Genomic DNA, 26,226 nt, shown 5'->3' with positions numbered 1-26,226 from the left:
GGAGCCGCACTATAGCAAATGCCACATGGCTGCCGGATGCACATGTCCGAATTCAGCCAGACTTTTTCCCGGCGCTGGAGTAGGGTCAGCTTCATGAAAACTCTCGATCCTGATGTGTGCTATGCGGCCTTTGTCGCCCGGGACCGCCGTTTTGACGGCTGGTTTTTCATGGGCGTCTCGACCACCGGAATCTATTGCCGGCCCATGTGCCCGGTACGTGCGCCACTGGCCAGAAACTGCAGTTTCTATGCAACGGCGGCGGCTGCCGAGCAGGCGGGTTTTCGTCCGTGCCTGCGCTGCCGTCCTGAACTGGCACCGGGCCATGGCTTGCTGGATGTCTCCAGTCGGCTGGCTCAGGCTGCCGCACGATTGATAGAGGAGGGCTTTCTGAGTGGCAGAAGCCTCGATGTCCTGGCTGATCGGGTCGGCGTGACTTCGCGGCACCTGCGGCGGATTTTCGAGGCCGAGTTTGGTGTGTCGATGATCGATTATTCCCAGACCCAGCGGCTGCTGATCGCCAAGCGTCTGTTGACCGATACGGGCATGTCCATGGCTGAAGTGGCGCTGGCTTCCGGGTTTGGCAGTGTCAGGCGTTTCAATGATGTCTTTCAGGCGCGTTATGGCCTCAACCCGTTGCGCTTGAGAAAGGCAACGAACCGCTGCGGTGAGGCCAGCATGCGTTTCGAGTTGTCTTACCGGCCGCCTTTTTCATGGGCGGGCGTGCTGGAGTTTCTGGCCCATCGTTGCATTGTCGGGGTCGAACATGTGGATGACGAGTCCTATACCCGGGTGATCACCGTCGAGCATGCGGGGCGCCTGCTGGCCGGCTGGCTGACAGTCAGTCATGCGCCATTGCGCCATGCCCTGGTAGTGACGGTGTCGGCCTCTCTTCAGTCGGGTATCGCTCAGGTATTGGGGCGTGTGCGGCGGGTGTTCGACACTGGCTGTCGGCCTGATCTGGTGGATGCTCATCTCGGGCCGCTGATTGGCGGGTTGCCGGGCATGCGCGTACCGGGAGCATTCGATGGTTTCGAGATCGCGGTTCGGGCGGTGGTTGGCCAGCAGATATCGGTGACTCAGGCCCGGTTGATTCTGGGACGTATCGCCGAGCGTTTCGGTACGGCGGTGGATGAAGCTCCTTTCGGACTGCGGCATGCGTTTCCGACAGCGGAGGCGATTGCCGGCCTGTCTCCGGAAGACCTGATTGCCACGGGTATCATCCGTATTCGTGCCGAAGCCATTATCGCTGTGGCGCAGGAAGTGGCGGCAGGGCGCATCATCCTCGAACCGCTGGTGCCTCTGGATGAAACCCTGTCGGCCTTGCGGCATATTCGCGGCATCGGTGAATGGACCGTGCAATATATCGCCATGCGTGCCCTGGGCTGGCCCAATGCTTTTCCCGAAGGCGATGCGGTGCTTAAAAAACATCTAGGCTGTGCAACGGTCGCCCAGCTCAATGAATATGCCAGTCAGTGGGCACCCTGGCGTGCTTACGCTACGGTGCATGTCTGGCGTCAACGTGAGGAGGCCAAAAAATGATTCATGGCTATCTGCTTTCAAGTCCGCTGGGCGATGTCGCCCTGCGAGCCGAGGACGATGCGCTGACCGGTGTGTACTTCGTCGGCCAGAAATACTTTCCGCAACTGGTGCTGCTGCCCAACGATCATGCCGTCCCCCGGGTGATTCGTCAGGCGCAGGAGCAACTGACCGAGTTCTTCAGTGGCCAGCGTCGTGTCTTCGAGGTGCCGCTGCGGTTGCGGGGCACTTCCTTTCAGGAGCAGGTGTGGCGCGAACTGGCGCGGATTCCTTATGGCGAAGTGCTGTCCTACGGCGCGATGGCCCGGAAAATGGGCCTGAGCCCCGGACACTCTCGCGCAGTCGGTACGGCCAACGGCAAGAACCCGATTTCGATCATCGTGCCGTGTCATCGGGTCATTGGTGCGGGAGGGGATCTGACCGGTTATGCCGGTGGTGTTGATCGCAAGCGAGCGTTACTGGCGCTGGAAAATGCCAATGGCATGCCTGATTTCGAACTCAAGGTGATCGGGGTCGTTTAGAAGACGGGTTTGAAGTGATTTTCCCAGTGTGGGAGGGCGCTTGCTCGCGACAGGGTCAAGCGGCCTCACACTTCGGGCCAATCATTCGCGAAAAAGCGCATTGAACGCTTTCGCCCGCCGTGTGACCTCCTGTGTATTTTCGGCTCCAAACAACCCATGAACCACTGCCAGCAGATCAGCGCCATGGGCCACCAGTTGCGGTGCGTTCTCCACGGTAATGCCGCCAATCACGGCAATGGGTAACGAGACTTTGGCACGTACCTGATCCAGCAGGTCGAAAGGCACGGCGGGCGCATCGGGTTTGGTCTGGGAGTTGAAAAAACGCCCGAATGCTACATAGGTGGCACCGTCTGCCTTGGCCTTTTCAGCCAGTTCAAGCCTGCCGTGGCACGTCGCGCCAACAATCGCCTTATGCCCCAGCAGCGCTCTGGCATCCGGCAGCGAGCCATCGGTTTGCCCAAGATGAACCCCGACGCCCAAGCGGGCTGCCAGTTCGGCATCGTCGTTGATGATCAACCGGGTCTTGTACTGCTCGCACAGCTTGAGCAGTTCGCTGGCTTCGCGCAGGCGACGGGATTCGTCGCCGGTCTTGTCCCGGTATTGCAGCAAGGTCACGCCGCCTTCGAGGGCGGCCTGAACGTAAGGCAGGAATTTACCGGCCAGCAAGGTGCTGTCGGTAATGGCATACAGGCCACGTAGTTTCATCGAATGAGCCTCATGGCTGGGCGTTACGAACCAAAATCCAGTGGCAGACGGCGAGGCACGAATTGTCCCTTGCCCAGTTGCTCTGCGTCGCGCAACGTTCGCCAGGTGTAATCCAGCGCCGTTTGCACCGCGCTGACCAGCGCTTCTCCCTGAGCCAGCCGTCCGGCCAGGGCACTGGCCAGCGTGCACCCCGAACCGTGATAGCTGCCGGGCAGGCGTTGACAGATAAAGGTATGGGCCTGACCACTGCGGGTGTAGAGGCGGTTGTGCACTTGCTGTTCGTCGCCATGCCCGCCGGTAATCAGCAGGTTTTCACAGAATGGCAGCAGTTTTTGCGCACATTCGTCGGCAGTGCCTTCGGGCAGCTCGGCCAGGATGCGGGCTTCGGGCAGGTTGGGAGTGGCAATCGTCGACAGGGGCAGCAGGCGCTCACGCATTGCGTAACCGACTTCGTCCTTGCCCAGTCGGCCACCGCCGCCAGCGCGCAGGACCGGGTCGCAGACCACAGGCAGATCGGGATGCGCCGTCAGCAGTTGGGCAACGGTGTCGACCATTTCCAGTGAACCCAGCATGCCCAGCTTGACTGCTGCTACGCTCGAATCATTGAAGACCGCGTTGGCTTGGGCCAGGACCCATTCACGATCAAGCACGCGAAAGTCGCTGACATTGACCGTGTCCTGAACGGTCAGGGCTGTCACGGCCGCAGCAGCATGGCAGCCTTGGGCGAGCAGAGCTTCGATATCCGCCTGCAGGCCGGCACCACCGCTGGGATCGTGGCCGCTGAGGCAGAGGACTACGGGACGGGAGCTATAGATATTCATGGTGCGCGAGCTTATCACTAAACCTTTCCCGGACTGCCGGTCGTTCAGTTTTTTTCTGGGCGAAGGTGAAAGTTTAACGATGCTTTCAAGACAGAAATATTTGAGTTTGCCCTGCGAGTGCCGAGATAGAGCCGTTGCTTTTATTTTCAAGCAATAGTGACTAAAGGCCATTAACCGCTATGCTTGGATATTCGTGAAAACCTTTTTTGTCTCTGGTGACTCTTTGATACCAGAGTCAGGTGTATCGGCGTAAGCAAGGTCCATACACTGACCTGTCTGTTTTGAACTATTGCCTGTTTCAAGGAAAGAAATTTGCGGGGCGTCGTCATCAACGGATGAAATGACAGCGACGTTCTACCTTGGGGCTTTATGCGCTATTTGCTGATCATGCTGGTTGCCTGGTTTCCATTGCTGGCTCATGCCGTCGAGTTTGATGAAAACATTCGCAGCCTGCCGTTGGGGCGCGAGATCCAGGTTTTTGAAGACGTGAGTGGCAAGGCGAGTATCGACAGGGTCGTTTCCGAGGCCGGAGCCTTTCGTGCGCTCGACAGCGAAACACTCAACGCGGGTTACTCGCGCTCGGCGTTCTGGCTGAAGATCGAACTGTTCTACAAGCCAAATCCCCGGGCTCCACATTCTGACTGGCTGCTGGAGCTGGCTTATCCACCGATGGACCACGTGGACGTCTATCTGCCGGACGGCAACGGGCGTTATCAACTGACCTGGAAAACCGGTGACATGCTGCCGTTTTCAAGTCGCGACGTGAAACAGGGCAACTTCGTGTTCGGGGTAGACCTTCCCCCGAACAAGCCGATCACTGTCTATATGCGCATCGCCAGCCAGGGACCGATCCAGGCACCGCTCAATCTGTGGGCCAGTCATGCCTACATGGAAGAACAGCCCGCCAAGGTCTATATCCTCGGGCTGATCTATGGCGTGTTGATGGGCATGCTGGTCTACAACCTGTTCATCTACATCAGCGTGCGCGACCCCGGCTATCTGTATTACATCCTGTATATCGCCTCGTTCGGCCTCTATCAGCTATCGATCAATGGCGTCGCCATCGAATACCTCTGGCCGAACAGCCCTGTGTGGGCCAACACCGCTACGCCCTTGTTGATGGCGATCTCGGTGTTTTTCGTCAGCCAGTTTTCACGCAGCTTTCTGCAGACCAGAGCCTTGGCGCGCTGGCTGGATTTCATGCTGATTGCCGTGATGGCCGGTGCCGTGGTGGCAATGCTGCTGGCCCTGTTCGCCAATTACGGCCTGGCATTGCGCAGCGTAACGATGCTGGTGCTGGCGTGTTTCCTGGCGATGTTGACAACCGGTATTACGGCGGTGCTCAAGGGCGTGCGAATCGCTCGCTACTTCCTGGTCGCCTGGGTTGTGTTTCTGATAGGCGGGCTGGTCAACGCCGCCATGCTTTTCGGGTATATCCCCAATACCTTCCTCAGCCTGTATGCCAGCCAGATCAGTTCGGTACTGGAAATGGCATTCCTGTCGCTGGCCCTGGCTGACCGGGTCAACCATATCCGCGAGCAACAGGCCCAGACCCTGCTCGAAGCCGGCAAGGACATGGAGCGCCTGAACCACCAACTGGCCACCAGTAACCGGCTCAAGGACGAGTTTCTGGCCACGCTGACCCATGAGCTGCGAACGCCGATGAATGGGGTCATCGGTTCGCTGGAACTGATGCAGACCGTGCCGATGGACGGCGAGCTGGAGATGTATCAGCAGACGGCTGCTGCCTCCGCTCAGGACATGATGAGCATGATCAACGGCATCCTGACCCTGACCGAGCTTCAGGCCGGCGTGCTGTATGCCGAAAGCGATGCCTTCGATACGTGCGGTCTGTTCGAGCAATTGCGTGACCGCTTTCGCGGCGCAGCGCAGGCCAAGGGCCTGGAGTTGACATTCGAGCTGGACGAGCAAATGCCGGAAAGCGTGCGTGGCGATGTCCACAAGCTGTACCAGTGCCTCGAATGCCTGCTGGACAATGCAATCAAGTTCACCAAGCGGGGCGGGGTCAAGGTGCGCGCCATGTCTCAACAGCATGACAACGACGTCCTGTTGCTGCGGGTCGAGGTGATGGATACCGGTATAGGATTCAGCCAACTGGATGACGCGACCTTGTATCAGCGTTTCTTCCAGGTCGATGGTTCCATGACGCGTGAGTATGGCGGGCTGGGAATCGGTCTGGCGATCTGCCGACAACTGGTGGAGTTGCAGGGCGGGAGCCTGAGCCATCGTTCCGAGCCGGGCAAGGGCAGTTGTTTCACCCTGAGCCTGCCTCTGCTGATGGCCATACCGGGCGCCGTGCGCAGGGCTCCGGCTGCCAAAGCTCAGTGGGGCATCTGAGGCGCGGGAAAAAGCCCCGATCATTCGGCACGAACGGCACTGTTTAAAGCCGCAACTGCGTGGTTCACTGCTGCAAATGGCGCTCCGGGCGCCCGCAGACAGGAGGCCACTCATGAACCTGCATCAGTTCGCCGAAACCCATCAGGTGACCAATCAGCCGCCTTCGCTGGATGGCGTCAACCTCTACCGCATCGACCTGCCACTGCAGGCCTGGGTAAAACGTTTTGACGCGGGCTGGGCCGAGTCCCGGATCGATGCTTATGGCGCACTGGCGGGCGGCACTCTCATGGAGGCCGGTTTTCTCGCCAACCAGAACAAGCCGACCTTCGCCAGCCATGACCGATACGGCCATCGCATTGATCTGGTCGAGTTTCATCCGGCTTATCATCAGTTGATGAACACCGCCGTCGAGCATGGTATTCCTTCCCTGCCATGGACCGATCCGCAACCCGGTGCCCATGTGGCGCGGGCTGCGATGAGTTATCTGCACACCCAGGCCGACCCCGGCAGCGGCTGCCCGCTGACCATGACCTTTGCCAGCGTACCGGCCCTCAGGTTGCAGCCCGAGCTGGCGCAGATATGGTTGCCGAAAATCCTGTCTACCCGATACGACTCGCGCAATATCGGCATCGCTCATAAAACCGGTGCAACCATCGGCATGGCCATGACCGAGAAACAGGGCGGCACCGATGTGCGCGCCAACACCACGCGGGCTTATCCGGTGGGTGCGGGCGGGCCGGGGCAGGCGTATGAGCTGGTCGGCCACAAGTGGTTCTGCTCCGCTCCCATGTGCGATGCATTCCTGACCCTGGCGCAGACCGACAAGGGCCTGAGCTGTTTCCTGCTGCCACGCCATCGTCCGGATGACACCCGCAACGAGTTCTATATTCAGCGTTTGAAAGACAAGCTGGGCAACTGGTCCAACGCCTCCAGCGAGATCGAACTGCGCGGTGCCCTGGCCTGGATGGTCGGTGAGGAGGGCCGGGGTGTGCCGACCATCATTGAAATGGTCGCCATGACCCGCTTCGACTGCATGATCGGCTCCAGCGCGCTGATGCGCCAAGCGGTGACCCAGGCCACACATCACTGTGCCCATCGCAAGGTCGGCGGGCGACTGCTCAATGAGCAGCCCTTGATGCAGAACGTGCTGGCCGACCTGGCTCTGGAGAGCGAGGCCGCGCTGGCGTTGACCCTGCGCATGGGGCGCGCGCTGGATCATCTGGATGACGATCATGAGAGGCGTTTTGTGCGGCTGGTCACGGCAGTGGGCAAGTACTGGATCTGCAAGCGTGCACCGGCCATGATCAACGAAGCCGCCGAATGCATGGGCGGTGCCGGTTATGTGGAAGACAGTATTCTGCCGCGGCTGTATCGCGAAGCGCCGGTCAACTCGATCTGGGAAGGCTCCGGCAATGTGCAGTGCCTGGACGTGTTGCGGGCGCTGTCGAAGGAGTCGGGTGTGCTGGATGTCTTGTTCGCTGAATTGGGTGACGGGCATGGCGACCGGCATCTGAAGGCGCATATCGAAAAACTGCAAGCCGCATTCACAGACACCCGCGATATTCAGTACCGCGCCCGGCAACTGACTGAAGACATCGCGCTGGGCCTGCAGGCCCGACTGCTGCTCGAAGCGGGTAATACCGCTGTCAGTGACGCTTTCATTGCCGGTCGATTGATGTCGTCCGGGCGTGTTTATGGCGCTTTGCCGGTAGGTGTCGATGCAGAAACTTTGCTGGCCCGCTCTTCACCACAGGTGGCATAAGCACGCGAACCCGTTAGGATGAGGGCCTGCAAGATCAGACAGGACCTAAACCGTGACGCAAGCCTTTGTTGTTGTAGAAACCGCCGAGCAAGCTGTGGAGCGGCTCGCAGAACTGCATGAACGTGCAACCAGCGCCTTGAGCCAGGCCCTCAAGCGCTACCTGAAAGACCGCGTCGAGCCCGACGCAGAACAACGAGCGCTGTTCCGCTACCCGGAATTGCGCCTGACCTACGCCTATCAGGGCGATGTGCCGCTGACCACCCGCGCCTACGCCAAGGTGCAACTGCCCGGCACTTACAGCGTCACCGTCACCCACCCCAAGGCATTCCGTAAATACCTGCTCGAACAACTGCGCCCGTTGATGAACGATTTCACGGTCACCATCGAAGTGGGCATGAGCGAGCAGAACATTCCTTATCCGTATGTGGTCGAGCAGGGCGATGAACTGGCTGGCTCCGGCGTGACCGCCGCTGCGCTGGCCCGTGTTTTCCCCAGCACCGACCTGTCCGCCGCGACCGACGGCATCGCTGATGGTCTGTACGACTGGGCCAATACCGACCCGTTGCCGCTGGCGCTGTTCGACGCGGCGCGGGTGGATTTCTCTCTGCGGCGTTTGGTGCACTACACCGGCAGTGACTGGCGTCATGTGCAGCCGTGGATTCTGCTGACCAACTATCACCGCTACGTTGACCAGTTCATCCTGCATGGCCTGGAAAAACTGCGCGAAGACCCGCGTTTCGTACGCATGGTGCTGCCCGGCAATGTGGTGGTCGACAAGAGCATGGGGAGCGAAGAGGCCCAGGCCATCGTTGCCAGCGTGGTCTGGCACCGCTACCAGATGCCGGCCTACCACCTGATCGCGGAAGATGGTCATGGCGTCACGCTGGTCAATATCGGCGTCGGCCCGTCCAATGCCAAGAACATTACCGATCACCTGGCGGTGCTGCGTCCGCATTGCTGGCTGATGATCGGCCACTGCGGCGGCCTGCGTCAGTCCCAGACCATTGGCGACTATGTACTGGCTCACGCCTACATGCGTCGCGATGGCATTCTGGATCGCGTGCTGCCTCCGCATATCCCGATCCCGGCCCTGGCCGAAGTGCAACTGGCGTTGCAGGAATCGGCGGCGCAGATTACCGGCGAGCGTGGCGACGATCTCAAGAAGCGCCTGCGCACGGGCACGGTCCTGACCTACGATGACCGCAACTGGGAACTGCGCTGGGCACAGGAGCGTCCGCTTATCAACCTGTCCCGCGCCGTGGCGGTGGATATGGAAAGTGGCACGATCGCAGCCCAAGGCTACCGTCTGCGCGTGCCTTACGGCACTTTGCTCTGCGTATCGGACAAGCCTTTGCACAGTGAAATCAAATTGCCGGGGTCGGCCAACGCTTTCTACGAGCGTGCCGTCAGCCAGCATTTGAAGATCGGCATCGCCGCGCTGGATCTGTTGCGCACCGAGTTGAACTCGCTGCACTCACGCAAACTGCGCAGCTTCGATGAGCCGCCGTTCCGTTAAGTGATTGGTATTTATGCAAAGGGCCACTAAAGTGGCCCTTTCTGTTTGTCAGCCACTGAAGTTCTCATGCCCCGCACCCAACGTCCTGTGCCTCGCCGCCCTGCAGCCAAGCACGCCGGCACGACCCGCCGCGTCGCCAAAGCGCCGCCTGCCGAGCCGAAACTTATCCTGTTCAACAAGCCTTTCGATGTGCTGACGCAGTTCAGCGATGGTGATGGCCGGGCAACGCTCAAGGATTTTATCGATATCCCCGGCGTCTATCCGGCAGGGCGTCTGGACCGCGACAGTGAAGGCTTGCTGTTGCTGACCAACGACGGCCAGCTTCAGGCGCGGATTGCCGACCCCAGACACAAATTGCCCAAGACGTATTGGGTGCAGGTTGAAGGCGAGCCGACCGACGAGCAACTGCAACAACTGCGCAACGGTGTCGAGCTCAACGATGGCCCGACCTTGCCCGCCGAGGCTCGCCAACTGGACGAGCCGCAACTCTGGCCGCGCAACCCGCCGGTGCGCTTTCGCAAGAGCGTGCCGACCAGTTGGCTGGAATTGATCATCAAGGAAGGCCGCAATCGTCAGGTACGGCGCATGACGGCTGCGGTAGGCCTGCCAACCCTGCGGCTGGTGCGGGTCAGGATTGGCGACTGGACGCTGGAGGGGCTGGATCAGGGGCAATATCGGGAAATAAAGCTCTGACGGATAAGGCCGTAAATCACTTTGTGGGAGGCAGCTTGCTGGCGACTTCTCGTTCAGCCGCAGAATATAGCTGCCTCCTGCAGGTTTGTGTGCGCCTTGATTGATCGGGTTCTCAGGAGCCATTCTCGATATAGGCAATCACCAGGCTTTTGATCACGAATGCCATGATTCCCAGGCCCAGCACGAAGAACAATATGAAGGTGCCGAATTTGCCGGCCCTGGATTTCTTCGCCAGATCCCAGACGATAAAGCCCATGAAACAGATCAGGATGGTGACCAGGATCGTCATCATCCATTCTTCGAAAAGCACGGGATCCATCGTTTGCTCCAGTCCGGGTGCCGCTTAGCTGCGCAGGTGAGTCAGGGGTAATTCAGTGCTGGCCAGCACCTGATTGAGCACGAAGCTCGACTTGACGCTGGTGACGCCTTCGATGCGGGTAAGATGGCCCAGCAGCAGTTTCTGGTAGTGATCCATATCAGGAACCACCACTTTCAATTGATAATCGGCGTCCATTCCGGTTACCAGGCTGCATTCCTGCACCTGAGGCAGGTTGCGGATCTGCTGCTCGAAATGCTCGAATCGTTCCGGCGTATGGCGATCCATGCCGATCAGTACATAGGCCGTCAGGTTCAGGCTGAGCTTCTTGCGATCCAGCAAAGCGACCTGACGCACGATATAACCGTCGTCTTCGAGTTGTTTGACGCGGCGCGAGCAGGGCGATGGCGACAGCCCGATACGCTCTGCCAGTTCCTGGTTGGAAATGCGTGCGTCGCGTTGCAGTTCGGCCAAAATGCTCAGGTCATATCTATCGAGCTTGCTCACGATGTTCCCCTTTGTGAGTTGGATTGCGCTGAATTATTGGTATGAAGTAAAAAATTGCGCAAGTAATGTTTTTGTGAGCAATCTTCGCAATCTTTTGTCGGTCCGGCAGGCCTATTCTTTTCAACAGAATCACTGCCCGGACACAGCGTCCAGCGCGACTCGCCCAATCAGGCAGTCGCGGCCTCCCACCCGACAGGGTCGGCCAGGCCCCCGGGCTACATACAGTCCACAAGACGTATGAGGTGAGCCGACTTCACAAGTGTCGCGCCAGGACGAAGTATCCCAAGGGGGCCAATCAGGCCCCCTTTTCTTTGCGTCCTGATAAAGTACGCAGAACGGCGCGCCACTATTACAGTCTTATTTACGTCTACCCGCGTCCTAGTGAGGAAAGCATGAAATCTGGCATCTGGAAGCTGACGGGGTTGAGTCTGCTGTGTCTGAGCATCAGCGCCCATGTCGTGGCCGATGATGACTCCTTCAAGGACCAGTATCGCGGCAGTTCCGGCGACAATGGACAGCAACGCCGAATCCAGCAACAGCAGCAGAACCAGCAGTTTCAGATCGAACGCCAGCAGCAACAGCAGATTCAGCAACAACAGAATCAGCAGCGTCAGGTCGAGCGCCAGCAACAGCAGCAGATCTACCAGCAGCAACAGAATCAGCAACGCCAGATCCAGGATCAGTTGCAACAGCAGCGTAACGTCGAGCGCCAGCAGCAACAGCAGATCTACCAGCAACAACAGAATCAGCAGCGCCAGATCCAGGACCAGCAAAACCAGCAACGGCAGATCGAGCGCCAGCAGCTTCAGCAGCACCAGAACAATCTGCCGATCCAGACCGCACCTCGCGAATCCTGGCAAACCCAGCAGCCCCGTCAGGGTTATTACCAGGATATCCCGCGTGGCACGCGCAACTGGCAGGCCGGTGGCGGCCGTCCCAATGATCACTGGGAAGGACGTCCCGACGGGCGTGGCAATGGCTGGGGTCCAGGCCCGCAGTATCGTCCCGGTTATACGATAGACCGGGTTCCGGGCGGCTACTCGCGTATCCCTTATCGCGGGCAGGATTATTTCTATTCGCAAGGCTACTGGTATCGCCCGCAAGGCCCGCGCTATGTGGTGGTGACGCCGCCTTATGGCCTGCGCGTGCGCAGTCTGCCGTCCTATTCGCAGGAAATCTGGATTGGCAGCTCACTGCTGTTCCTGGCTGCGGGCACTTACTACGCCTATCAGTCCGATACTCAGGATTATGTAGTGGTCAACCCGCCGCAGAATCAGCCGGTTTACAGCCAGGCACCCGCGCAGAACGGCTATGACCCTGTTTCCTACCCGCTCAATGGCCAAAGCCCTGAGCAGGTCGAGCTGGATCGTTACCAATGCTACCGCTGGGCCGTGGAACAGAGCGGCTTCGATCCGGCAAACATCACTTCCCAGCCGCAGGCCGAGGTGGTGGATCTTTACCGTCGTTCGATGGGCGCCTGCCTTGCGGGGCGAGGCTACAGCGTCAACTAGATGTCGAGCGCTTTACCACTTCCTGTGGATCGGCATGCACCAGCACTTCCGCTTTCGGATACTGCTGGTGTATGGCGTTTTCAACCTGATCGCACAACGCATGGGCGACGCTCAGGGTCAGGCTGCCCGGCAATTCCAGATGCAACTGCACGAACCAGCGATTGCCGGAAATCCGCGTGCGCAGATCATGTGCGCCCAGGACACCCGGCACGCCGCACGCCAGTTCCAGCATGTGCTGGCTGACATCGGTCGGCAATTCTTCATCCATCAGCACCGATACCGTCTCGCGGGCAATCTGAAACGCACTCCACAGAATGTAGACGGCAATTCCCAGTCCGAAATACGCATCCAGTTGCTGCCAGCCGAACAGAGTGAGTGTCAGCGCCAGCAGAATGCTGAAATTGAGCAGCAGGTCGGAGCGATAGTGCAGCGAATCGGCGCGAATGGCCGCCGATCCGGTTTCCTTGATGACCTTGTGTTGCAGCCAGAGCAGCGCCAGGGTCAGGATCAGCGACAACACCATCACCGCGATGCCAAGACCGGCCGCACCCAGCGGTTCGGGGTGCTGGATACGCTGTATGGCCTGCAATGCGATCAGCCCGGCACTGACGGCAATGAACAGCGCCTGAGCCATGCCCGACAGGGCCTCGGCCTTGCCGTGGCCGTAGCGATGGTCTTCGTCTGCTGGACGCAGCGCGTAATGCACCGCCAGCAGATTGAGGAAGGAGGCCGCTCCATCAAGCAGCGAGTCGGTCAGCCCGGCCAGCAGACTGACCGAACCGCTGAACCACCAGGCCACGCCCTTGGCAATGATGAGTGTGCTGGCCACCAGCAGCGATGCCCGCGTTGCAAGGCGCAGCAGGCGGGCGTGTTCGGTGCTGGTGTTCATGACGCGTCCTTGTCGAATGGCCTCAAGCCGCAGGTTTCAGGCCCAGTGTAGCCAGTTGTTCGACACTGCCCTTGTACTGGATCAGGCGCGGGTCGTTGAGCGGCAGGGACTGGCCCAGTTCGCTTTCCAGAATGGCCTGCAGCTTGCTGTTGTCGACACTGCCGTCAGCATTGATCGCCGGTTGCAGCTTCTGCGGATCGATCTGCGCATGGCCGGTCGGCGTGTAGTAGATCGCGCCAGTGGCGAAGTCCACAGCCAGGGCAATCACGCCCGGAATCACATAGAACAACAGGCCGACGGCATCCAGGGCGAGGATGGCCGGGTCGATCTTGCCTTCGATCTGTCCGCGACGATCAGGATAGAAAATGCTGCCGCACGCAGAAATCTGAGTCAAAAGCGTGGCGACCAGAACGCCGCCGATAAAACGGGATGGAATGCGCATGGAGAACTCCTGAAGTGATGTGGCAACTATACAAGGCAAAGGCTACGTCGCTAAGACTATTGCGTGTTCCGGTGGTTCTTCGGGTAAACATTTATTCACGCTGGCCTTGGCTTCTGAAGGGTGGACTCCATTGTGGGCGGGGCTTGCCTGCGACGAGGCAATACCCATCAAGCTTCTGCAAATGCCCGGAAGGCTTATAATCGGCCGCCTGTTCTGGAGCCCCCATGATTTCCTTGCCCATCGATGTTGTCCTGCCGGCCTTGCGCCAGGTACTGACCTCCCGCCACGAAGCCATCCTCGAAGCCCCTCCCGGCGCGGGCAAGACGACGCGCGTGCCCTTGGCGATGCTCGATGAGCCATGGCTGGCCGGGCAGACCATCCTCATGCTCGAACCACGCCGCCTGGCCGCCAGAGCCGCAGCCGAGCGGTTGGCCAGTGAACTGGGGGAGAAGGTCGGGGAAACGGTTGGTTACCGCATTCGCCTGGACAGCAAGGTCGGTCCCAATACCCGTATCGAAGTGGTCACCGAAGGGATTCTGACCCGTCGTCTGCAGGATGATCCGGCGCTGGAAGGGGTTGGGCTGCTGATTTTCGATGAGTTTCACGAGCGTAGTCTTGATGCCGATCTGGCGCTGGCCCTGAGCCTCAACGGTCGCGATCTGTTTCGCGACGAGCAGCCGCTGAAGATTCTGTTGATGTCGGCCACGCTGGAAGGCGAACGCCTGTCCGCGCTGCTGGATGATGCACCTGTAGTACGCAGCGAAGGGCGCATGTTTCCGGTGAGCATGCAGTGGGGACGACCTTTTCAGCCCGGCGAGTTCATCGAGCCACGAGTGGTGCAGACCGTTCTCGATGCGCTGGGCAATGAGTCCGGCAGTCTGCTGGTGTTTCTGCCGGGGCAGGCCGAGATCCGTCGCGTCAATCAGCAACTGGCCGAGGCCTTGGGCGAGCGGGCCGATATCCTGCTTTGTCCGTTGCATGGCGAGCTTGACCTGAGTGCCCAGCGTGCCGCCATCGAGCCAACACCCAAGGGCGTGCGCAAGGTGGTGCTGGCGACCAACATCGCGGAAACCAGCCTGACCATCGATGGCGTGCGTGTGGTGATTGATGCCGGTCTGGCGCGGGTGCCGCGTTTCGATCCGGGCAGCGGCATGACACGTCTGGATACCCAGCGCATCTCCCGCGCCAGCGCGACCCAGCGGGCCGGACGGGCAGGGCGTCTTGAGTCAGGCGTCTGTTATCGACTCTGGTCCGAAGCCCAGCATGACCAGCTCGCAGCCTATGGCTCGGCGGAAATCCTCCAGGCGGACCTGGCCGGGCTGGCACTGCAACTGGCGCGCTGGGGCGTGTTGCCGGGCCAACTGGTGTGGCTCGATGTTCCTCCGGCAGCGGCTTATGCACAGGCACAGGACCTGCTGGTGCGGCTGGGGGCCTTGAGCAGCCCACAAGGCCAGGAACGCAAACTGACCACCCACGGTCAGGCGATTGCGCAAGTCCCTGCGCATCCGCGCATCGCTCACCTGTTATTGCGCGGTCATGAACTGGGGCTGGGGAATCTGGCCTGTGATGTCGCGGCCTTGCTGGGCGAGCGGGATATTCTGCGGGGCGGGGGAGCCGACTTGCACAGTCGCCTGACATTGCTGGCCGGCAGCGAACGTGCCGCCCGCGGTACTCAAGGCGCTGTGCAACGGGCCAGACAACTGGCACGCCAATATCGCGGTTACCTGAAAGGCTCCGCCACAACACCGGTCAGCGATCCCGACCATTCGCGCTGGCTGGGTTGTCTGCTGGCGCTGGCCTACCCGGATCGTGTCGCGCAGCAACGCCGGGCGGGCGGTGCCGAATACCGACTGGCCAACGGTCGTGCTGCCCTGTTCGCTGAAGTCGATGCGCTGATGAAACAGCCCTGGTTGGTGATTGCCGATCTGGGCAGTCGTCAGGGCCAGCGCGAAGAGCGGATCTATCTGGCAGCCGAGTTCGATCCTGAGCTGTTCGACTCGGTATTGTCCGAGCAAGTGACGCAGGTCGATCAACTGGACTGGGACGAACGCGAAGGCGTGCTGCGTGCCGAGCGTCAGCGCAAGGTTGGTGAACTGATCCTCAGTCGCGAACCGCTGACCGGTCTCGATGAGTCCGCCCGAGGCCATGCCTTGCTGGGACTGGTCCGACGCAAAGGACTGGAACTGCTGCCCTGGACGCCCGAGCTTCGCCAGTGGCAGGCCCGCGTGACCCTGCTGCGTCAGCTTGACCTGGAGGCGCAGGACAGCAGCGAATGGCCGGACGTTCGCGATGCCGCCTTGCTCGACAGTCTGGAGTCCTGGCTGCTGCCGTATCTGGGTAAGGTCACCCGGCTGAGCCATTTCGGGAACCTGGATCTGTCTTCGATCCTGCACAACCTGCTGCCCTGGCCGCTGCCGCAGCGCCTGGACGAACAGGCACCGCATCATCTGAGCGTACCGTCCGGCTCATTGGTGCGTCTGGACTACAGCGAATATCCCCCGATCCTAGCCGTTCGCCTGCAGGAGCTGTTCGGCCTGTCCGACACCCCACGCATCGCCACTGGCCGACAGATCGTCAAACTGCACCTGCTGTCCCCGGCGCGCCGTCCGGTGCAGGTGACACAGGATCTGGCCAACTTCTGGCGCAGTACCTATGCCGAGGTTAAGAAGGATTTGAAGGGAAGGTATCCGAAGCATTACTGGCCGGATGATCCGATGGTTGCGGAGGCGACTGCGCGGGTTAAGCCGAGGAAGAGTTAGAGGAGAGATTAACTACCGGGCTGAGTAGGAGCGGATTTATCCGCGAGACGTGATTGAAGGCGATACATTTCTTTAAATGTACGGTGCATTTTTTCAGCTGAAAAGTGGCTGCATTATTTTAAAGGAATGATTATCTTACACTCGGAGTTTGTGTTGTCTCTAACTTTATTGACTGCTGTGTGCGGATCATAAATACTATTTTTGCAAAATTTTGTAAGGTCAGTGGTGTTGTGGTTTCTAGTAAGCTATTGGAAGTTTTCTTGCTCGATGTGTAACGGAACGTATGGGCTTTAGGATGGGGATGTCTTCGTGAGTTAAAGTGATTTTTGAAGGTTTGAGAGATTTTATAGTGTGTTCACTTGATGGAACAGGGATATGAAGCGTTTTAGGATGGCTTTGTTTTTGTTTTTGGCTATTGGCTGCTCGGGCTTGAAGGCGGAAGAGTTTACTTACTGGGATTCGGGGCCAAATGGAAGTGTTTCTGTCTTTTCAAAGCCGTGGCAGGGGTGTGAGTATCTTGTTTATGAATATGCACCTTGGTGGGGACAATCATATTCCCCGCATTTGAATAGGGACACTCCATGGGGGTATGAATGTTATATATTAGTTACTGGAGGGTGGGGGCATCACATTGGGACAATTGTTAAAAGAACTATTTCTTGTGGGGGAGGTGCTACTTTAAACTATACAACCGCGCAGTGCAGCTTTAATGGGCAAAAAGGTGCAGGGGACGATGAATTGTCCTGCAAAAGCCCCTCTATGCAAGTCGGTAACCCCATTAATGCCGCGACAGGTAATAAGTTCCAATATGAGGAAGACTTTAGGGGTGGGGGTGTTAGCCCTATAGTTGTTGGGCGTTATTACAATAGTATGGATGGGGTCTGGAGGCATAGCTATTCAAGTGTTATAAATATTAGTGCGGATTTTGTGGTTTTAGTCCGTTCGGATGGCCGAGAATCTTTGTTTAAATTGGCTGATGGTAAGTATTCCTCTGCTACTGATCTGGGGGCGCTGGTTGCTACTGAGGCAGGATGGACTTTCAAATCTTTGGATGGCTCGGTCATGAGCTTTTCCGTAAGTGGACAATTGACCAAGATCGTCAGTCCGCAAGGCTTGGTGCACAACGTCTCGCGTGATAAATATAATGTCACGGTCACCAATGAGTTTGGCCAATCAGTAAAGTTTGCTGACGATATTCTTGGTCAGCTAAAAACGCTTGAGTCCGGCGACACTAAAATACAGTACGCATATCAGGCTCAGCGCTTGATCGGTCTTTCAAAAAATGTTGGTGGGCTCACTTCAACTCGGGGTTATCACTATGAGGATGCCCGCAACGCCGGGTTACTGACGGGGATAACCGATGAGCGTGGTGTTCGCTTTGCTACATGGTCTTATGATGATAGAGGCAGAGCCATTAGTAGTCAGCACAGCGGTGGAGCAGGACTTACTCAGATTGCTTACAATTCAGATGGTTCCAGTTCGGTAACCAATGAGTTAGGCAAAGTTACGGTGTATCGTTATAAAGAGATTGATGGCGTTAAGAGAATCATTGCAATCGAAGGCGAGCCAACTCCAAATTGCCCAGCCAGCAACTCGACCTACACCTATAATTCCCAAGGCCAGATATTGACCAAAACTGACGCCAAAGGACTTATCACAACCTATTCCTATAATACTCGTGGCCTTGAGATCAGCCGCACTGAAGCAGCAGGAACAGCTGTGGCTCGAACCACGTCAACAGAGTGGGACCCTGATCGATCGTTACCGATTAAAGTTATTGAGCCAAGTCGTATCACTGCATATAGCTACGACAACCAAGGGCGGGAACTCACTCGGCAGGTCACTTCCCGATGAGTAATTATTATCTGAGGAGCCCTGGCATGTTTGCTTTTTCTTCGCGTCAACTGTGACTTTGGGCTTAGGTGTTGGAGGACGTGAATTCAGTCGGCAGGTTGGTAGAAGCTGATTTTTCCAGCCATGATTTAATAAGTTTTATTAGGGGGGTGGTAAATGCTGTGGGGTCGACGTTTTTTTGTTTGTCTTTGTTGTTTTTTTAGTGGTTGTTCTATTGCAGAGATTCAAGACGTTATTTCAGAGATGGGGCCTTGGCGTTGGATTCATCATTATGATAATTTTGATAATGATACAGATGCTGAGAAAGCGTGCAATGCTGTGATTTCTAAGCTGGGATATATTAATCCCGGGTATGATCGTTGCTCTCGCTCTGTGTGGGCTCCTCCTTACAATTGGTATGCTGGTTATCTTAATGTTGGGCATGATTTTCATTTCATTGAATTTTATGTGCGACAGTGCAGTGAGGGGAAGATGTACAATGTCGCCACGGCAAGGTGTGGTAATGATGAGCAAAAAGGAGCTCCCCCACCCGAAAGCTGTGTTGGTAACCCCATTAGTTTAGCTGTTGGTAATAAATTTCAGGTGGAATTGGATTATAAGGCGCATGGTGTCGGAGCGCCTGTATTCACTCGTGCCTACAATAGCCTCGATGGCATTTGGCGGCATAACTATTCCACATTTATCCGCTTTGCCATTGGCAAGTTATCGCTGGTTCATGCTGATGGTCGCGAGTCGTTCTTTAGTGTTGAGGGTGACATTGCCACTGCATACCCGACGGAAACCGGTTTGCTAGTCAAGACGGGGAGTAATTGGCTCTATACCGCAGACAACAATGCACGTTTCACCTTTGATGCAAGCGGGCGTTTGATAGAGTGGGTTGATGCAGCTGGACTCAGGCAGCAACTAACTTATGCCAATGATCAGGTGACGGTGACCAGCGATAGCGGGCAGTCACTGACATTTACCGAGGACACTCAACATCAACCCTTGAGCCTTGTTGCTCCCGGTTTACAGATCAATTACAGCTATGACAATAACAAGCACCTTGTTCAGCTAAACCGTACGCGTGGTTCTCAGACAGAGCAGAGACAGTTTCACTATGAGGATTCGCGCAATACAGGCCTGTTAACAGGCATTACAGATGAGCGTGGCGTTCGTTTTGCTACCTGGTCCTATGATGATCAAGGTCGAGCAGTAAGTAGCCAGCACAGCGGTGGCGCAGGTTTGACTCAGGTAGCTTACAACACGGATGGTTCTCGTACGGTGACCAATGAGTTGGGTAAAACAACGATCTATCGTTACCAGCAGATCGGGGGCATCAAACGAGTTGCTTCAATTGAAGGTGAGCCATCGCCGAACTGCCCGGCCAGCAACTCCAGTTACACCTACAATGAGCGCGCTCAAGTTCTGACCAAGACCGATGCAAAAGGGCTTGTAACGACTTATTCCTACAACTCCCGAGGGCTGCAAACCAGCCGTACCGAAGCAACCGGAACGACCGAGTCCCGTACCGTTATGACCGAGTGGGATCCTGAGCGATTCTTGCCGACCAAGATCGTTGAGCCGAATCGCGTCACGGTATACAGCTACGACAACCAAGGGCGGGAACTCACTCGGCAGGTCACTCCCCGATGAGTAATTATTATCTGAAGGACCCCAGCATGTTTGCTTCCTCTTTGCGTCAACTGATAGCGTGCCTTGCATGCGCATTGTTTTTATCTTATGCCAGTGCAAGTACTGTCAGCCACACTTATACATCTTCTGGGCAGGTCGCCAGTGTTGATGGTCCCCGCAATGATGTCAGTGACATTACCTCGTATGCATACGATGCTCAAGGTAACCTTACTACTGTTACCAATGCACTTGGCCATGTTTATACCCTTGGTAATTTCGACAATCATGGCAATCCACAGGTTGTAACTGACCCTAATGGAGTGGCAACAACACTCGCCTATACGCCGCAAGGATGGCTTGCCAGTCGAACGGTTGACTCATCGACCACACAGTACGCCTATAATGAAGTCGGTGATATTCTGCAAGTTACCATGCCTGATGGTAATTGGATCAAGTACAATTATGACGACGCGCGACGTCTTGTTGGGGTGAAGAATCAGCTCGGTGAAAGTATTAGCTATACGCTTGATCCGATGGGAAATCGTACTTCGGAAACTATAGCTGATAGTAGTGGCGCTATTGTCCACCTTCATCAACGAGTCTTTGACGAGTTGGGACGCTTGATCAAGGCGGTGGGTGCTGATAACCAAACCCGACGTTATGATTACGACCTGAATGACAATCAGGCTGGCTCTACCACTGCGCGCGATCATAAAACGCAGCAAGCGTTCGATGCCCTGAATCGTCTCAGCAAAATTGTTGATCCCCTGCAGGGCGTTACTGCCTTGAGTTACAACACTGATGATAAGGTTACACAAGTTGTCGATCCGCGTGGCGTAACGACACGATATACCTATGACAGTCAAGGCAATCAGACCAGCAGCATAAGTACAGATTCCGGCACCAGTACTTTCGCTTATGATGAAGCCAACAACCTCATTCGCAGTACCGATGCTCGTGGGGTGGTAACCGACTATAAGTATGATGCGCTGAATCGCTTAGTCAGCAAAAGCTATTCTGCTACTCCTGCGCTTGATATCAAATTTCTCTATGACCAGACCGCTAATGGAAATTACGGTATTGGCCGCCGTACCGGTATTCAGGACAGTGCAGGTGTATTGACGTACACATACGATGCCAAAGGTAATCTCGTCAACCAGCACCGTTCGGTAGGGGTTAACGCTGGGGATTACTACGAAAATTTAAGTTATGGTTATGATGCAGCCAGTAATCTCATTGAGATCGGTTACCCATCAAATATAGGTTTAACTTACACCCGCAATGGCGCAGCCCAGGTCACAGGTATCAAACTGACCGTGGGCAGCAGAACGGTTACATTGGCCAGCAATATCAGCTATAAGCCGTTTGGCCCGGTGAAATCCCTGACTTGGGGTAATGGCATCCTGCTGTCGAGAACTTATGATCAGGACTACCAACTGACGCAACAGCAAGTCGGGAATTGGCAAACACGCTATCGATATGATGCAGACAGTAATATTGCCGAGGCCACTCATAGCCTTTGGGGGGCGGTGCAATACGAATATGATGCTTTGGGGCGTTTGACTCACGAACAGACCAATAGCGTCAGGAAAATCTACAGCTTCGACGCCACGGGCAACCGAACTCAGCGTACGACCAGCAACCTGAGCAGCGACGAGGCCAGAGAAACCCAAACCCTTACGTACGCCGATGATAGCAATCGATTGGTCAGCCTCAATGGTTCTACACTGGCTACCGACCTGACCGGCAATCACACTCAACTCAATGGTCGACGCTATACCTATGATGCTCTAGGGCGTCTTAGCCAAGTCCATCAAGCCAGCATTTACCAAGTCGCTGAGTACAAGTACAACGCTCTGGGTCAGCGCATCACCAAGCGTACTTATGAGATGGGGAGCCAGGCGCTTATAGGCACGACAGCCTATTTGTACGACCTGAGCGGCAAACTTATTGGCCAGACGTTTTTCGATGCTAACGGTCTGAAAACCAGCGGCCAATACTGGTTCTGGCTGGATGACATGCCTCTTGCCCAATTGACGGCCAATTTCTCGACGCTGGGAGAGGTGAGCAGCAGCAAACTAATCTATCTGCACACTGATCATCTGAATACACCGCGGCTGGCCACTGACAGTACGCAAACCTTGCTGTGGCGCTGGAATAGCGATGCTTATGGCGTGGGATCGCCTGAAGAGGATGTGGACGGTGATGGCAAGGCGACGACTGTAGCGCTTCGGTTTCCGGGGCAGATTTACGATGCTCAGGCGCAACTGAACTATAACTACTATCGCGATTACAATCCGGAGACAGGGCGGTATGTGCAAAGTGATCCGATAGGGCTTGAGGGTGGGTTGAATACTTATGTGTACGTACAAGGTAATCCTGTCCGTTGGACGGATTTTTATGGACTTGCACCGGGTGATAAGTATCCCACGAGACATGATGCAGGCACACAAGCTATATGGGACATAAATCCAAAATCCATATCTGAGGGGCGAGAGTATGGTGGGAGAGTTTGTCTGTGTAGCTCTGGCGAATATACATATACGTCTCCGATTCCAGGAACTCAGGATGCTACCAATGTCGGCGGTTGCTACCTAGGCACCATTAATGCTGGCGACTACCATACTCATGGCAGTGACGATTCTGGATATATTAATGAGGAGTTTTCTGATGAGGATAAATCTGGAAATGATAGAGAAGGCGTCCCAGGCTATCTTGGAACTCCATCCGGTGCCGTTAAGGTATATGAGCCCAATGGTGTTTCATTAGGTGGTGAAGTTAGCATAATTGGAGGGAGAATTCAGAGATGAGAAAGTGTCTGCTATTTTTATTTGTGATTTTTTTTCTATCGCCTTTGTGGTCTCTAGCTGAAGAAAAGATAGCTTTGATAAAGACGCCAGAAGATGCTGAAAAAATTGGGGGTGTTATTGCAGAGATTCTCTATGGTAAAGAAAGATCTGAGAAGCAAAAGCCCTATACTGCTAGGTTGGATGGGGATCTATGGATTGTGAAAGGGACGTTGCATTATAACAAGGGTGGCGTCTTTGAAATAAAAATAAATAAATTCGACGGTGCTGTGATAAATTTTGCTCACGGTAAGTGAGTTTTTTCTATGGTATGAAATTGCGCTCAGGCTATTTGTTTGGGCGTTTTTTTCGAAGTTTTAGCATGCAGCCTTATATTTAGGGTCGTGTGAGCAATATATATTTTATATTTGTATTGCGTTGGCAATATGAAACCAATTATCCGAAGCGGATCCAACTCCCACCCTAATATCAGCACGAAACAGTTGTCTACTCAAGCCCTTCAGCCGTCAATCATATGGATTTTCCTATTGGCTGGATTACTGATAAAGCGATGTCCACGAATCTGTTCATGACCATTAAGTCGAACACTTTTCAAGCATTTTCGTGCTCGGAACTGAAGGTTGCCAACTGGGCAAGTACGGCGTCTTCAATGAATTTTCGTCGTATTTCATGACCGTTGTTCCGTTCACATCAATAGAGTCGTTTAGTCTGATGGTATAGCCTAAATACTCAACAACTCCGTCACCGGCAACCGATTGGTCGTCTTCAACTCGCGCAATGAAAGATTCGAGCGAATGCTCGATACGCCCGGTAGCTTCCTCAGGACTTTTTCAACGAACCGGCTATAGCTATCCAGATCTTTGGCAACCACCTGCAACAGAAAGTCTGCTTCACCGGTGGTGTTGTGACAGCTGAGTACCTGCGGTGCCGATTCGATGATTTTTTCAAACCTGGCGGTGGCTTCTTCACTGTGGTCGGTGCAGGAAATCTGCACGAAGGCCATGACGCCGAGCCCCAGTTTCTTGCGGTTCAGAATGGCTTGATAGCCCTCGATCACACCGCATTCTTCAAGACGCTTCTGTTTTCGCCAGCACGAGGCTTCGCTGAGTGAAAGCTGTTCTGCAAGTTTGACATTCGACAGTCTCCCGTCCCGCTGCAATCGATCTGAGATTGCAATATCTACCTTGTCCATTGCCTCGATCATGATGGAATCCTTCATATATGGGTTTTAAATGAAGGTTAATTTCAGAACTCGCGTCCGGTCAATTGCAAGCTGAAAGGTAATTTCAGGGTGTTCATTCATAATGAATGCACAAATTTTCGTTGTCGTGTCTGTCCCAACAGAGGTGTTTTTCATGAAAGCTGTTGTCTACGAAGCCTTCTCCAGTCCGCCGCGTCTCATGAACATCGAAGACCCGACTCCAGAGCGTCACGGTGTTGTGATTCAGGTACAGGGTACGGGTGTCTGCCGCAGCGACTGGCACGGCTGGAAGGGACATGATCCGGACATTCAACTGCCGCATGTTCCAGGGCATGAACTGGCCGGCATCGTGGCCGAGGTGGGCAAGGACGTCACCAAGTGGAAGATCGGTGACCGCGTAACCGTGCCGTTCGTAGGTGGCTGCGGGACTTGCCCTGAGTGCAACAGCGGTAACCAACAGGTCTGCCACACTCAGTTTCAGCCGGGTTTCACTCATTGGGGTTCATTTGCCGAATATGTCGGTATCCACAAGGCAGACCTGAATCTGGTCGCGCTTCCCGAAAGCATGGATTTCGCGACTGCGGCCAGCCTGGGTTGCCGCTTCGTCACATCGTTCAGGGCGGTCGTTGATCAGGGCCGAGTCACGGCGGGCCATTGGGTCGCCGTTCATGGCTGTGGAGGTGTGGGGCTGTCGGCCATCATGATTGCTCAAGCTCTCGGTGCCAATGTCATTGCCATCGATATTTCGGAGGAAAAACTCGAACTGGCCCGCTCGCTCGGTGCTGTCGCTACGGTCAATGCCAGTCGTGTTGCGGACGTTACCGAGGCCGTTCTGGAAATTACCAGGGGTGGGGCTCATGTCTCGCTCGATGCTCTCGGCCATCCGACCACCTGCTTCAATTCCATCAACAACCTGCGTCGTCGTGGCAGGCACGTTCAGGTCGGGCTGATGCTTGCCGATCACGCCAGACCGGCCATTCCGATGAGCAAGGTCATTGCCTATGAACTGGAAATCTACGGTAGCCACGGCATGCAGGCGCATCGTTATGACGCGATGCTGGAAATGATCGGCTCCGGCAAACTGGCCCCGGAGAAGCTCGTCGGCAAAACCATCAGCCTGGAGCAGTCCATCGATGCACTGGTGAACATGGATCGGTTCGAGACGGCAGGTGTCACCGTTGTAACGGAGTTCTGATCATGACTCTTGAGCGCTTCGGCTAGCGCTCGGGCAAAGCATTTGAGGCTTTGGGTTTTTCTTCCGTTACCGGCAACAGGAACCGCCCGATAACCGGCAAATGATCCGAAATCAGCAGCGTGTCGTCCCGGCGGACCCTGGCCCCGATACGCTTCAGTTTCGGGCTGTGGAACAGGTAGTCGACGGTTCTGTCCGGCCCGTCGACTCGCGTGTCGTTGGGGAAAAAGGTCAGCCACTGGCTACGGTCGATACCGCTGGCTTCGCTGTTACTGGGGATCATCGGGTATTTGTCCCAGAGCACATGCAATTCGCTGTCGGGGTTATAGGGGGCCTGCTGTTCGGCGGGCAGGCGCCGGTACTGGCCCAGCGGCAGCAGGTTGAAATCACCGCCGATCAGCCAGGGCGTGCCGCTGCTTTCAAGGGTGTCCAGCAATTTGCCGGTGACCTGGATCTGGCGTTGCAGCGTGTCGTCGTCACGGGCTGACTTGCTCAGGTGGGTGTTGATGACTGCAAGCTGTTCGCCATCGCGCAGGGGCAGGTAGCTCACCAGCAGAGCGGGGCGCGGTTTGAACTGTCGGCTGATGATATTGGTTTCAGGCAGCGGCAGTTGCAGCCGCTCGGCGTGATCGATGCGATAGCGGCTCAGGGTCGCCAGTTTCATGCCGACGCTGCCGCGGATGTGCAGGTCCGGGATGAAGTGCGCCTTCCAGTAGAACGCCTCGGTGCTGCAGGGATACAGATCCGTGACTCGCTCCTGAAGCAGGGCCAGCTGGTTCTGATAATCGGCATTCTTGGCACCGTCGCTGACTTCCTGCAGCAATACGATATCCGGCTGTTCGTCGCGGATGACACGTGCCACTTCATCGAGGTCGTAGGCGATATCTTCGTGGGTCGGACGCTCGTCCTTGCCGCTGCCATCGGCCATGTCGTACCAGAAGACGTAACGCTTGCCCGCCAGATACTGGATGTTCCAGGTCATGACTTTGAGTGCCTGGCCCGGCATCAGCGGTGGTGCCTGGGAGGTGCAGATGGCCGTGACCGGCTCCCGGTCTTCCGGACGCCAGGTCAGGCTATGGATCATTGCCAGCACAAGGCCGGTCAGGGTCAGGGCAATGAGTGTCAGACGCAAGAGTAAACGGGGCATCGGCTCGGCTTGGAGCGCATGGCGCTCGGTGGCGGTTTCGCGAACGAGCATAGCCGAGCTGCCAGTCCCTGGCAG

Annotated in this window: 21 protein-coding genes; 13 read left to right on the top strand and 8 right to left on the bottom strand. The window is 56.3% G+C overall.

The window, feature by feature from the left end; genetic code table 11:
* Nucleotides 1-93 precede the first annotated feature (93 nt).
* Together JSY17_RS13230 and JSY17_RS13225 are read left to right on the top strand one after the other, a co-directional pair.
* Nucleotides 94-1,539 (top strand): AlkA N-terminal domain-containing protein, encoded by a 1,446-nt coding sequence (locus tag JSY17_RS13230; RefSeq protein ID WP_206401907.1) that lies wholly within the window; start codon nt 94-96, stop codon nt 1,537-1,539.
* Nucleotides 1,536-2,057 (top strand): methylated-DNA--[protein]-cysteine S-methyltransferase, encoded by a 522-nt coding sequence (locus JSY17_RS13225; protein ID WP_122369820.1) that lies wholly within the window; start codon nt 1,536-1,538, stop codon nt 2,055-2,057. Before JSY17_RS13230 ends, JSY17_RS13225 begins: the two co-directional genes overlap by 4 nt.
* 81 nt (nt 2,058-2,138) lie before the next feature.
* On the opposite strand, the gene thiE is transcribed toward JSY17_RS13225, so the two are convergent.
* Both thiE and JSY17_RS13215 read right to left on the bottom strand, forming a co-directional pair.
* A complete protein-coding gene (thiE, locus tag JSY17_RS13220) occupies nt 2,139-2,762 on the bottom strand; it encodes a thiamine phosphate synthase (protein WP_122369818.1) in 624 nt (207 codons plus the stop codon).
* A gap of 23 nt (nt 2,763-2,785) precedes the next feature.
* On the bottom strand, nt 2,786-3,583 hold the full coding sequence (locus JSY17_RS13215; protein ID WP_206401906.1) for a bifunctional hydroxymethylpyrimidine kinase/phosphomethylpyrimidine kinase: 798 nt from the start codon (nt 3,581-3,583) through the stop codon (nt 2,786-2,788).
* Nucleotides 3,584-3,952: 369 nt separating this feature from the next.
* On the opposite strand from JSY17_RS13215, the gene JSY17_RS13210 reads away from it, so the two are divergent.
* From JSY17_RS13210 to JSY17_RS13195, 4 genes are all read left to right on the top strand, one after another.
* Nucleotides 3,953-5,941 (top strand): 7TMR-DISM family protein, encoded by a 1,989-nt coding sequence (locus JSY17_RS13210; protein WP_206401905.1) that lies wholly within the window; start codon nt 3,953-3,955, stop codon nt 5,939-5,941.
* 112 nt (nt 5,942-6,053) lie between these two features.
* A complete protein-coding gene (locus JSY17_RS13205; protein WP_206401904.1) occupies nt 6,054-7,703 on the top strand; it encodes an acyl-CoA dehydrogenase family protein in 1,650 nt (549 codons plus the stop codon).
* A 52-nt stretch (nt 7,704-7,755) separates the two neighbouring features.
* Nucleotides 7,756-9,219 (top strand): AMP nucleosidase, encoded by a 1,464-nt coding sequence (amn, locus tag JSY17_RS13200; protein WP_117182023.1) that lies wholly within the window; start codon nt 7,756-7,758, stop codon nt 9,217-9,219.
* 66 nt (nt 9,220-9,285) lie between these two features.
* Complete coding sequence (locus JSY17_RS13195) at nt 9,286-9,912, top strand: rRNA large subunit pseudouridine synthase E (RefSeq protein WP_232849445.1); 627 nt, start codon at nt 9,286-9,288, stop codon at nt 9,910-9,912.
* A 112-nt stretch (nt 9,913-10,024) separates the two neighbouring features.
* Here JSY17_RS13195 and JSY17_RS13190 read toward each other — a convergent pair whose 3' ends face one another.
* The gene (locus tag JSY17_RS13190) at nt 10,025-10,231 is read right to left on the bottom strand and encodes a DUF2788 domain-containing protein (RefSeq protein WP_117182025.1); all 207 of its coding nucleotides are present in this window, start codon (nt 10,229-10,231) and stop codon (nt 10,025-10,027) included.
* A gap of 24 nt (nt 10,232-10,255) precedes the next feature.
* The gene (locus tag JSY17_RS13185; RefSeq protein WP_025261939.1) at nt 10,256-10,735 is read right to left on the bottom strand and encodes an Lrp/AsnC family transcriptional regulator; all 480 of its coding nucleotides are present in this window, start codon (nt 10,733-10,735) and stop codon (nt 10,256-10,258) included.
* Nucleotides 10,736-11,127: 392 nt separating this feature from the next.
* Between JSY17_RS13185 and JSY17_RS25690 the strand changes: the two genes are divergently transcribed.
* On the top strand, nt 11,128-12,246 hold the full coding sequence (locus tag JSY17_RS25690; RefSeq protein WP_117163479.1) for a DUF6515 family protein: 1,119 nt from the start codon (nt 11,128-11,130) through the stop codon (nt 12,244-12,246).
* Here the strand turns inward: JSY17_RS25690 and JSY17_RS13175 are convergent.
* Both JSY17_RS13175 and JSY17_RS13170 read right to left on the bottom strand, forming a co-directional pair.
* Complete coding sequence (locus JSY17_RS13175; protein ID WP_206401903.1) at nt 12,239-13,135, bottom strand: cation diffusion facilitator family transporter; 897 nt, start codon at nt 13,133-13,135, stop codon at nt 12,239-12,241. The two genes, JSY17_RS25690 and JSY17_RS13175, sit on opposite strands and share 8 nt — an antisense overlap.
* 22 nt (nt 13,136-13,157) lie before the next feature.
* The gene (locus JSY17_RS13170) at nt 13,158-13,577 is read right to left on the bottom strand and encodes a polyribonucleotide nucleotidyltransferase (RefSeq protein ID WP_117163477.1); all 420 of its coding nucleotides are present in this window, start codon (nt 13,575-13,577) and stop codon (nt 13,158-13,160) included.
* Nucleotides 13,578-13,801: 224 nt separating this feature from the next.
* Here JSY17_RS13170 and hrpB point away from each other — a divergent pair, with 224 nt between their 5' ends.
* From hrpB to JSY17_RS13145, 5 genes are all read left to right on the top strand, one after another.
* Entirely contained in the window at nt 13,802-16,336 is a 2,535-nt protein-coding gene (gene hrpB, locus JSY17_RS13165; protein WP_206401901.1) for an ATP-dependent helicase HrpB, read from the top strand.
* Between the two features lie 375 nt (nt 16,337-16,711).
* On the top strand, nt 16,712-18,190 hold the full coding sequence (locus JSY17_RS13160; RefSeq protein WP_232849444.1) for a DUF6531 domain-containing protein: 1,479 nt from the start codon (nt 16,712-16,714) through the stop codon (nt 18,188-18,190).
* A 156-nt stretch (nt 18,191-18,346) separates the two neighbouring features.
* Nucleotides 18,347-19,825, top strand: coding sequence for a DUF6531 domain-containing protein (locus tag JSY17_RS13155; protein ID WP_221580768.1), 1,479 nt, complete (start codon nt 18,347-18,349; stop codon nt 19,823-19,825).
* Nucleotides 19,822-22,614 (top strand): DUF4329 domain-containing protein, encoded by a 2,793-nt coding sequence (locus JSY17_RS13150; RefSeq protein ID WP_206401899.1) that lies wholly within the window; start codon nt 19,822-19,824, stop codon nt 22,612-22,614. Before JSY17_RS13155 ends, JSY17_RS13150 begins: the two co-directional genes overlap by 4 nt.
* A complete protein-coding gene (locus JSY17_RS13145) occupies nt 22,611-22,907 on the top strand; it encodes an NTF2 fold immunity protein (RefSeq protein ID WP_206401898.1) in 297 nt (98 codons plus the stop codon). Before JSY17_RS13150 ends, JSY17_RS13145 begins: the two co-directional genes overlap by 4 nt.
* Nucleotides 22,908-23,332: 425 nt before the next feature.
* Here the strand turns inward: JSY17_RS13145 and JSY17_RS13140 are convergent, their stop codons facing one another.
* A complete protein-coding gene (locus JSY17_RS13140) occupies nt 23,333-23,815 on the bottom strand; it encodes an Lrp/AsnC family transcriptional regulator (protein ID WP_117163470.1) in 483 nt (160 codons plus the stop codon).
* Nucleotides 23,816-23,966: 151 nt separating this feature from the next.
* Here JSY17_RS13140 and JSY17_RS13135 point away from each other — a divergent pair, with 151 nt between their 5' ends.
* The gene (locus JSY17_RS13135; RefSeq protein WP_117182035.1) at nt 23,967-25,007 is read left to right on the top strand and encodes a zinc-dependent alcohol dehydrogenase family protein; all 1,041 of its coding nucleotides are present in this window, start codon (nt 23,967-23,969) and stop codon (nt 25,005-25,007) included.
* A gap of 22 nt (nt 25,008-25,029) precedes the next feature.
* On the opposite strand, the gene JSY17_RS13130 is transcribed toward JSY17_RS13135, so the two are convergent.
* Nucleotides 25,030-26,202, bottom strand: a complete 1,173-nt coding sequence (locus JSY17_RS13130; protein ID WP_206401896.1) for an endonuclease/exonuclease/phosphatase family protein — start codon at nt 26,200-26,202, stop codon at nt 25,030-25,032.
* Nucleotides 26,203-26,226 lie beyond the last annotated feature (24 nt).

It is taken from the genome of Pseudomonas capsici (assembly GCF_017165765.1).
Classification (GTDB): domain Bacteria; phylum Pseudomonadota; class Gammaproteobacteria; order Pseudomonadales; family Pseudomonadaceae; genus Aquipseudomonas; species Aquipseudomonas capsici.
The sequence above is the reverse complement of the archived record's forward strand: the minus strand, read 5'-3'. Positions and strand labels throughout refer to the sequence as shown.

Bases quoted from the DNA above. Each gene is read 5' to 3' on its own strand.
- JSY17_RS13160 (WP_232849444.1), top strand. From the start codon at position 16,712: ATGAAGCGTTTTAGGATGGCTTTGTTTTTGTTTTTGGCTATTGGCTGC.
- JSY17_RS13195 (WP_232849445.1), top strand. From the start codon at position 9,286: ATGCCCCGCACCCAACGTCCTGTGCCTCGCCGCCCTGCAGCCAAGCAC.
- JSY17_RS13150 (WP_206401899.1), top strand. From the start codon at position 19,822: ATGAGTAATTATTATCTGAAGGACCCCAGCATGTTTGCTTCCTCTTTG.
- JSY17_RS13225 (WP_122369820.1), top strand. From the start codon at position 1,536: ATGATTCATGGCTATCTGCTTTCAAGTCCGCTGGGCGATGTCGCCCTG.
- JSY17_RS13130 (WP_206401896.1), bottom strand. From the start codon at position 26,202: ATGCTCGTTCGCGAAACCGCCACCGAGCGCCATGCGCTCCAAGCCGAG.
- JSY17_RS13175 (WP_206401903.1), bottom strand. From the start codon at position 13,135: ATGAACACCAGCACCGAACACGCCCGCCTGCTGCGCCTTGCAACGCGG.
- hrpB (WP_206401901.1), top strand. From the start codon at position 13,802: ATGATTTCCTTGCCCATCGATGTTGTCCTGCCGGCCTTGCGCCAGGTA.
- thiE (WP_122369818.1), bottom strand. From the start codon at position 2,762: ATGAAACTACGTGGCCTGTATGCCATTACCGACAGCACCTTGCTGGCC.
- JSY17_RS13170 (WP_117163477.1), bottom strand. From the start codon at position 13,577: ATGCGCATTCCATCCCGTTTTATCGGCGGCGTTCTGGTCGCCACGCTT.
- JSY17_RS13215 (WP_206401906.1), bottom strand. From the start codon at position 3,583: ATGAATATCTATAGCTCCCGTCCCGTAGTCCTCTGCCTCAGCGGCCAC.
- JSY17_RS13205 (WP_206401904.1), top strand. From the start codon at position 6,054: ATGAACCTGCATCAGTTCGCCGAAACCCATCAGGTGACCAATCAGCCG.
- JSY17_RS25690 (WP_117163479.1), top strand. From the start codon at position 11,128: ATGAAATCTGGCATCTGGAAGCTGACGGGGTTGAGTCTGCTGTGTCTG.
- JSY17_RS13145 (WP_206401898.1), top strand. From the start codon at position 22,611: ATGAGAAAGTGTCTGCTATTTTTATTTGTGATTTTTTTTCTATCGCCT.
- JSY17_RS13230 (WP_206401907.1), top strand. From the start codon at position 94: ATGAAAACTCTCGATCCTGATGTGTGCTATGCGGCCTTTGTCGCCCGG.
- JSY17_RS13190 (WP_117182025.1), bottom strand. From the start codon at position 10,231: ATGGATCCCGTGCTTTTCGAAGAATGGATGATGACGATCCTGGTCACC.
- JSY17_RS13135 (WP_117182035.1), top strand. From the start codon at position 23,967: ATGAAAGCTGTTGTCTACGAAGCCTTCTCCAGTCCGCCGCGTCTCATG.
- JSY17_RS13140 (WP_117163470.1), bottom strand. From the start codon at position 23,815: ATGATCGAGGCAATGGACAAGGTAGATATTGCAATCTCAGATCGATTG.
- JSY17_RS13155 (WP_221580768.1), top strand. From the start codon at position 18,347: ATGCTGTGGGGTCGACGTTTTTTTGTTTGTCTTTGTTGTTTTTTTAGT.
- JSY17_RS13210 (WP_206401905.1), top strand. From the start codon at position 3,953: ATGCGCTATTTGCTGATCATGCTGGTTGCCTGGTTTCCATTGCTGGCT.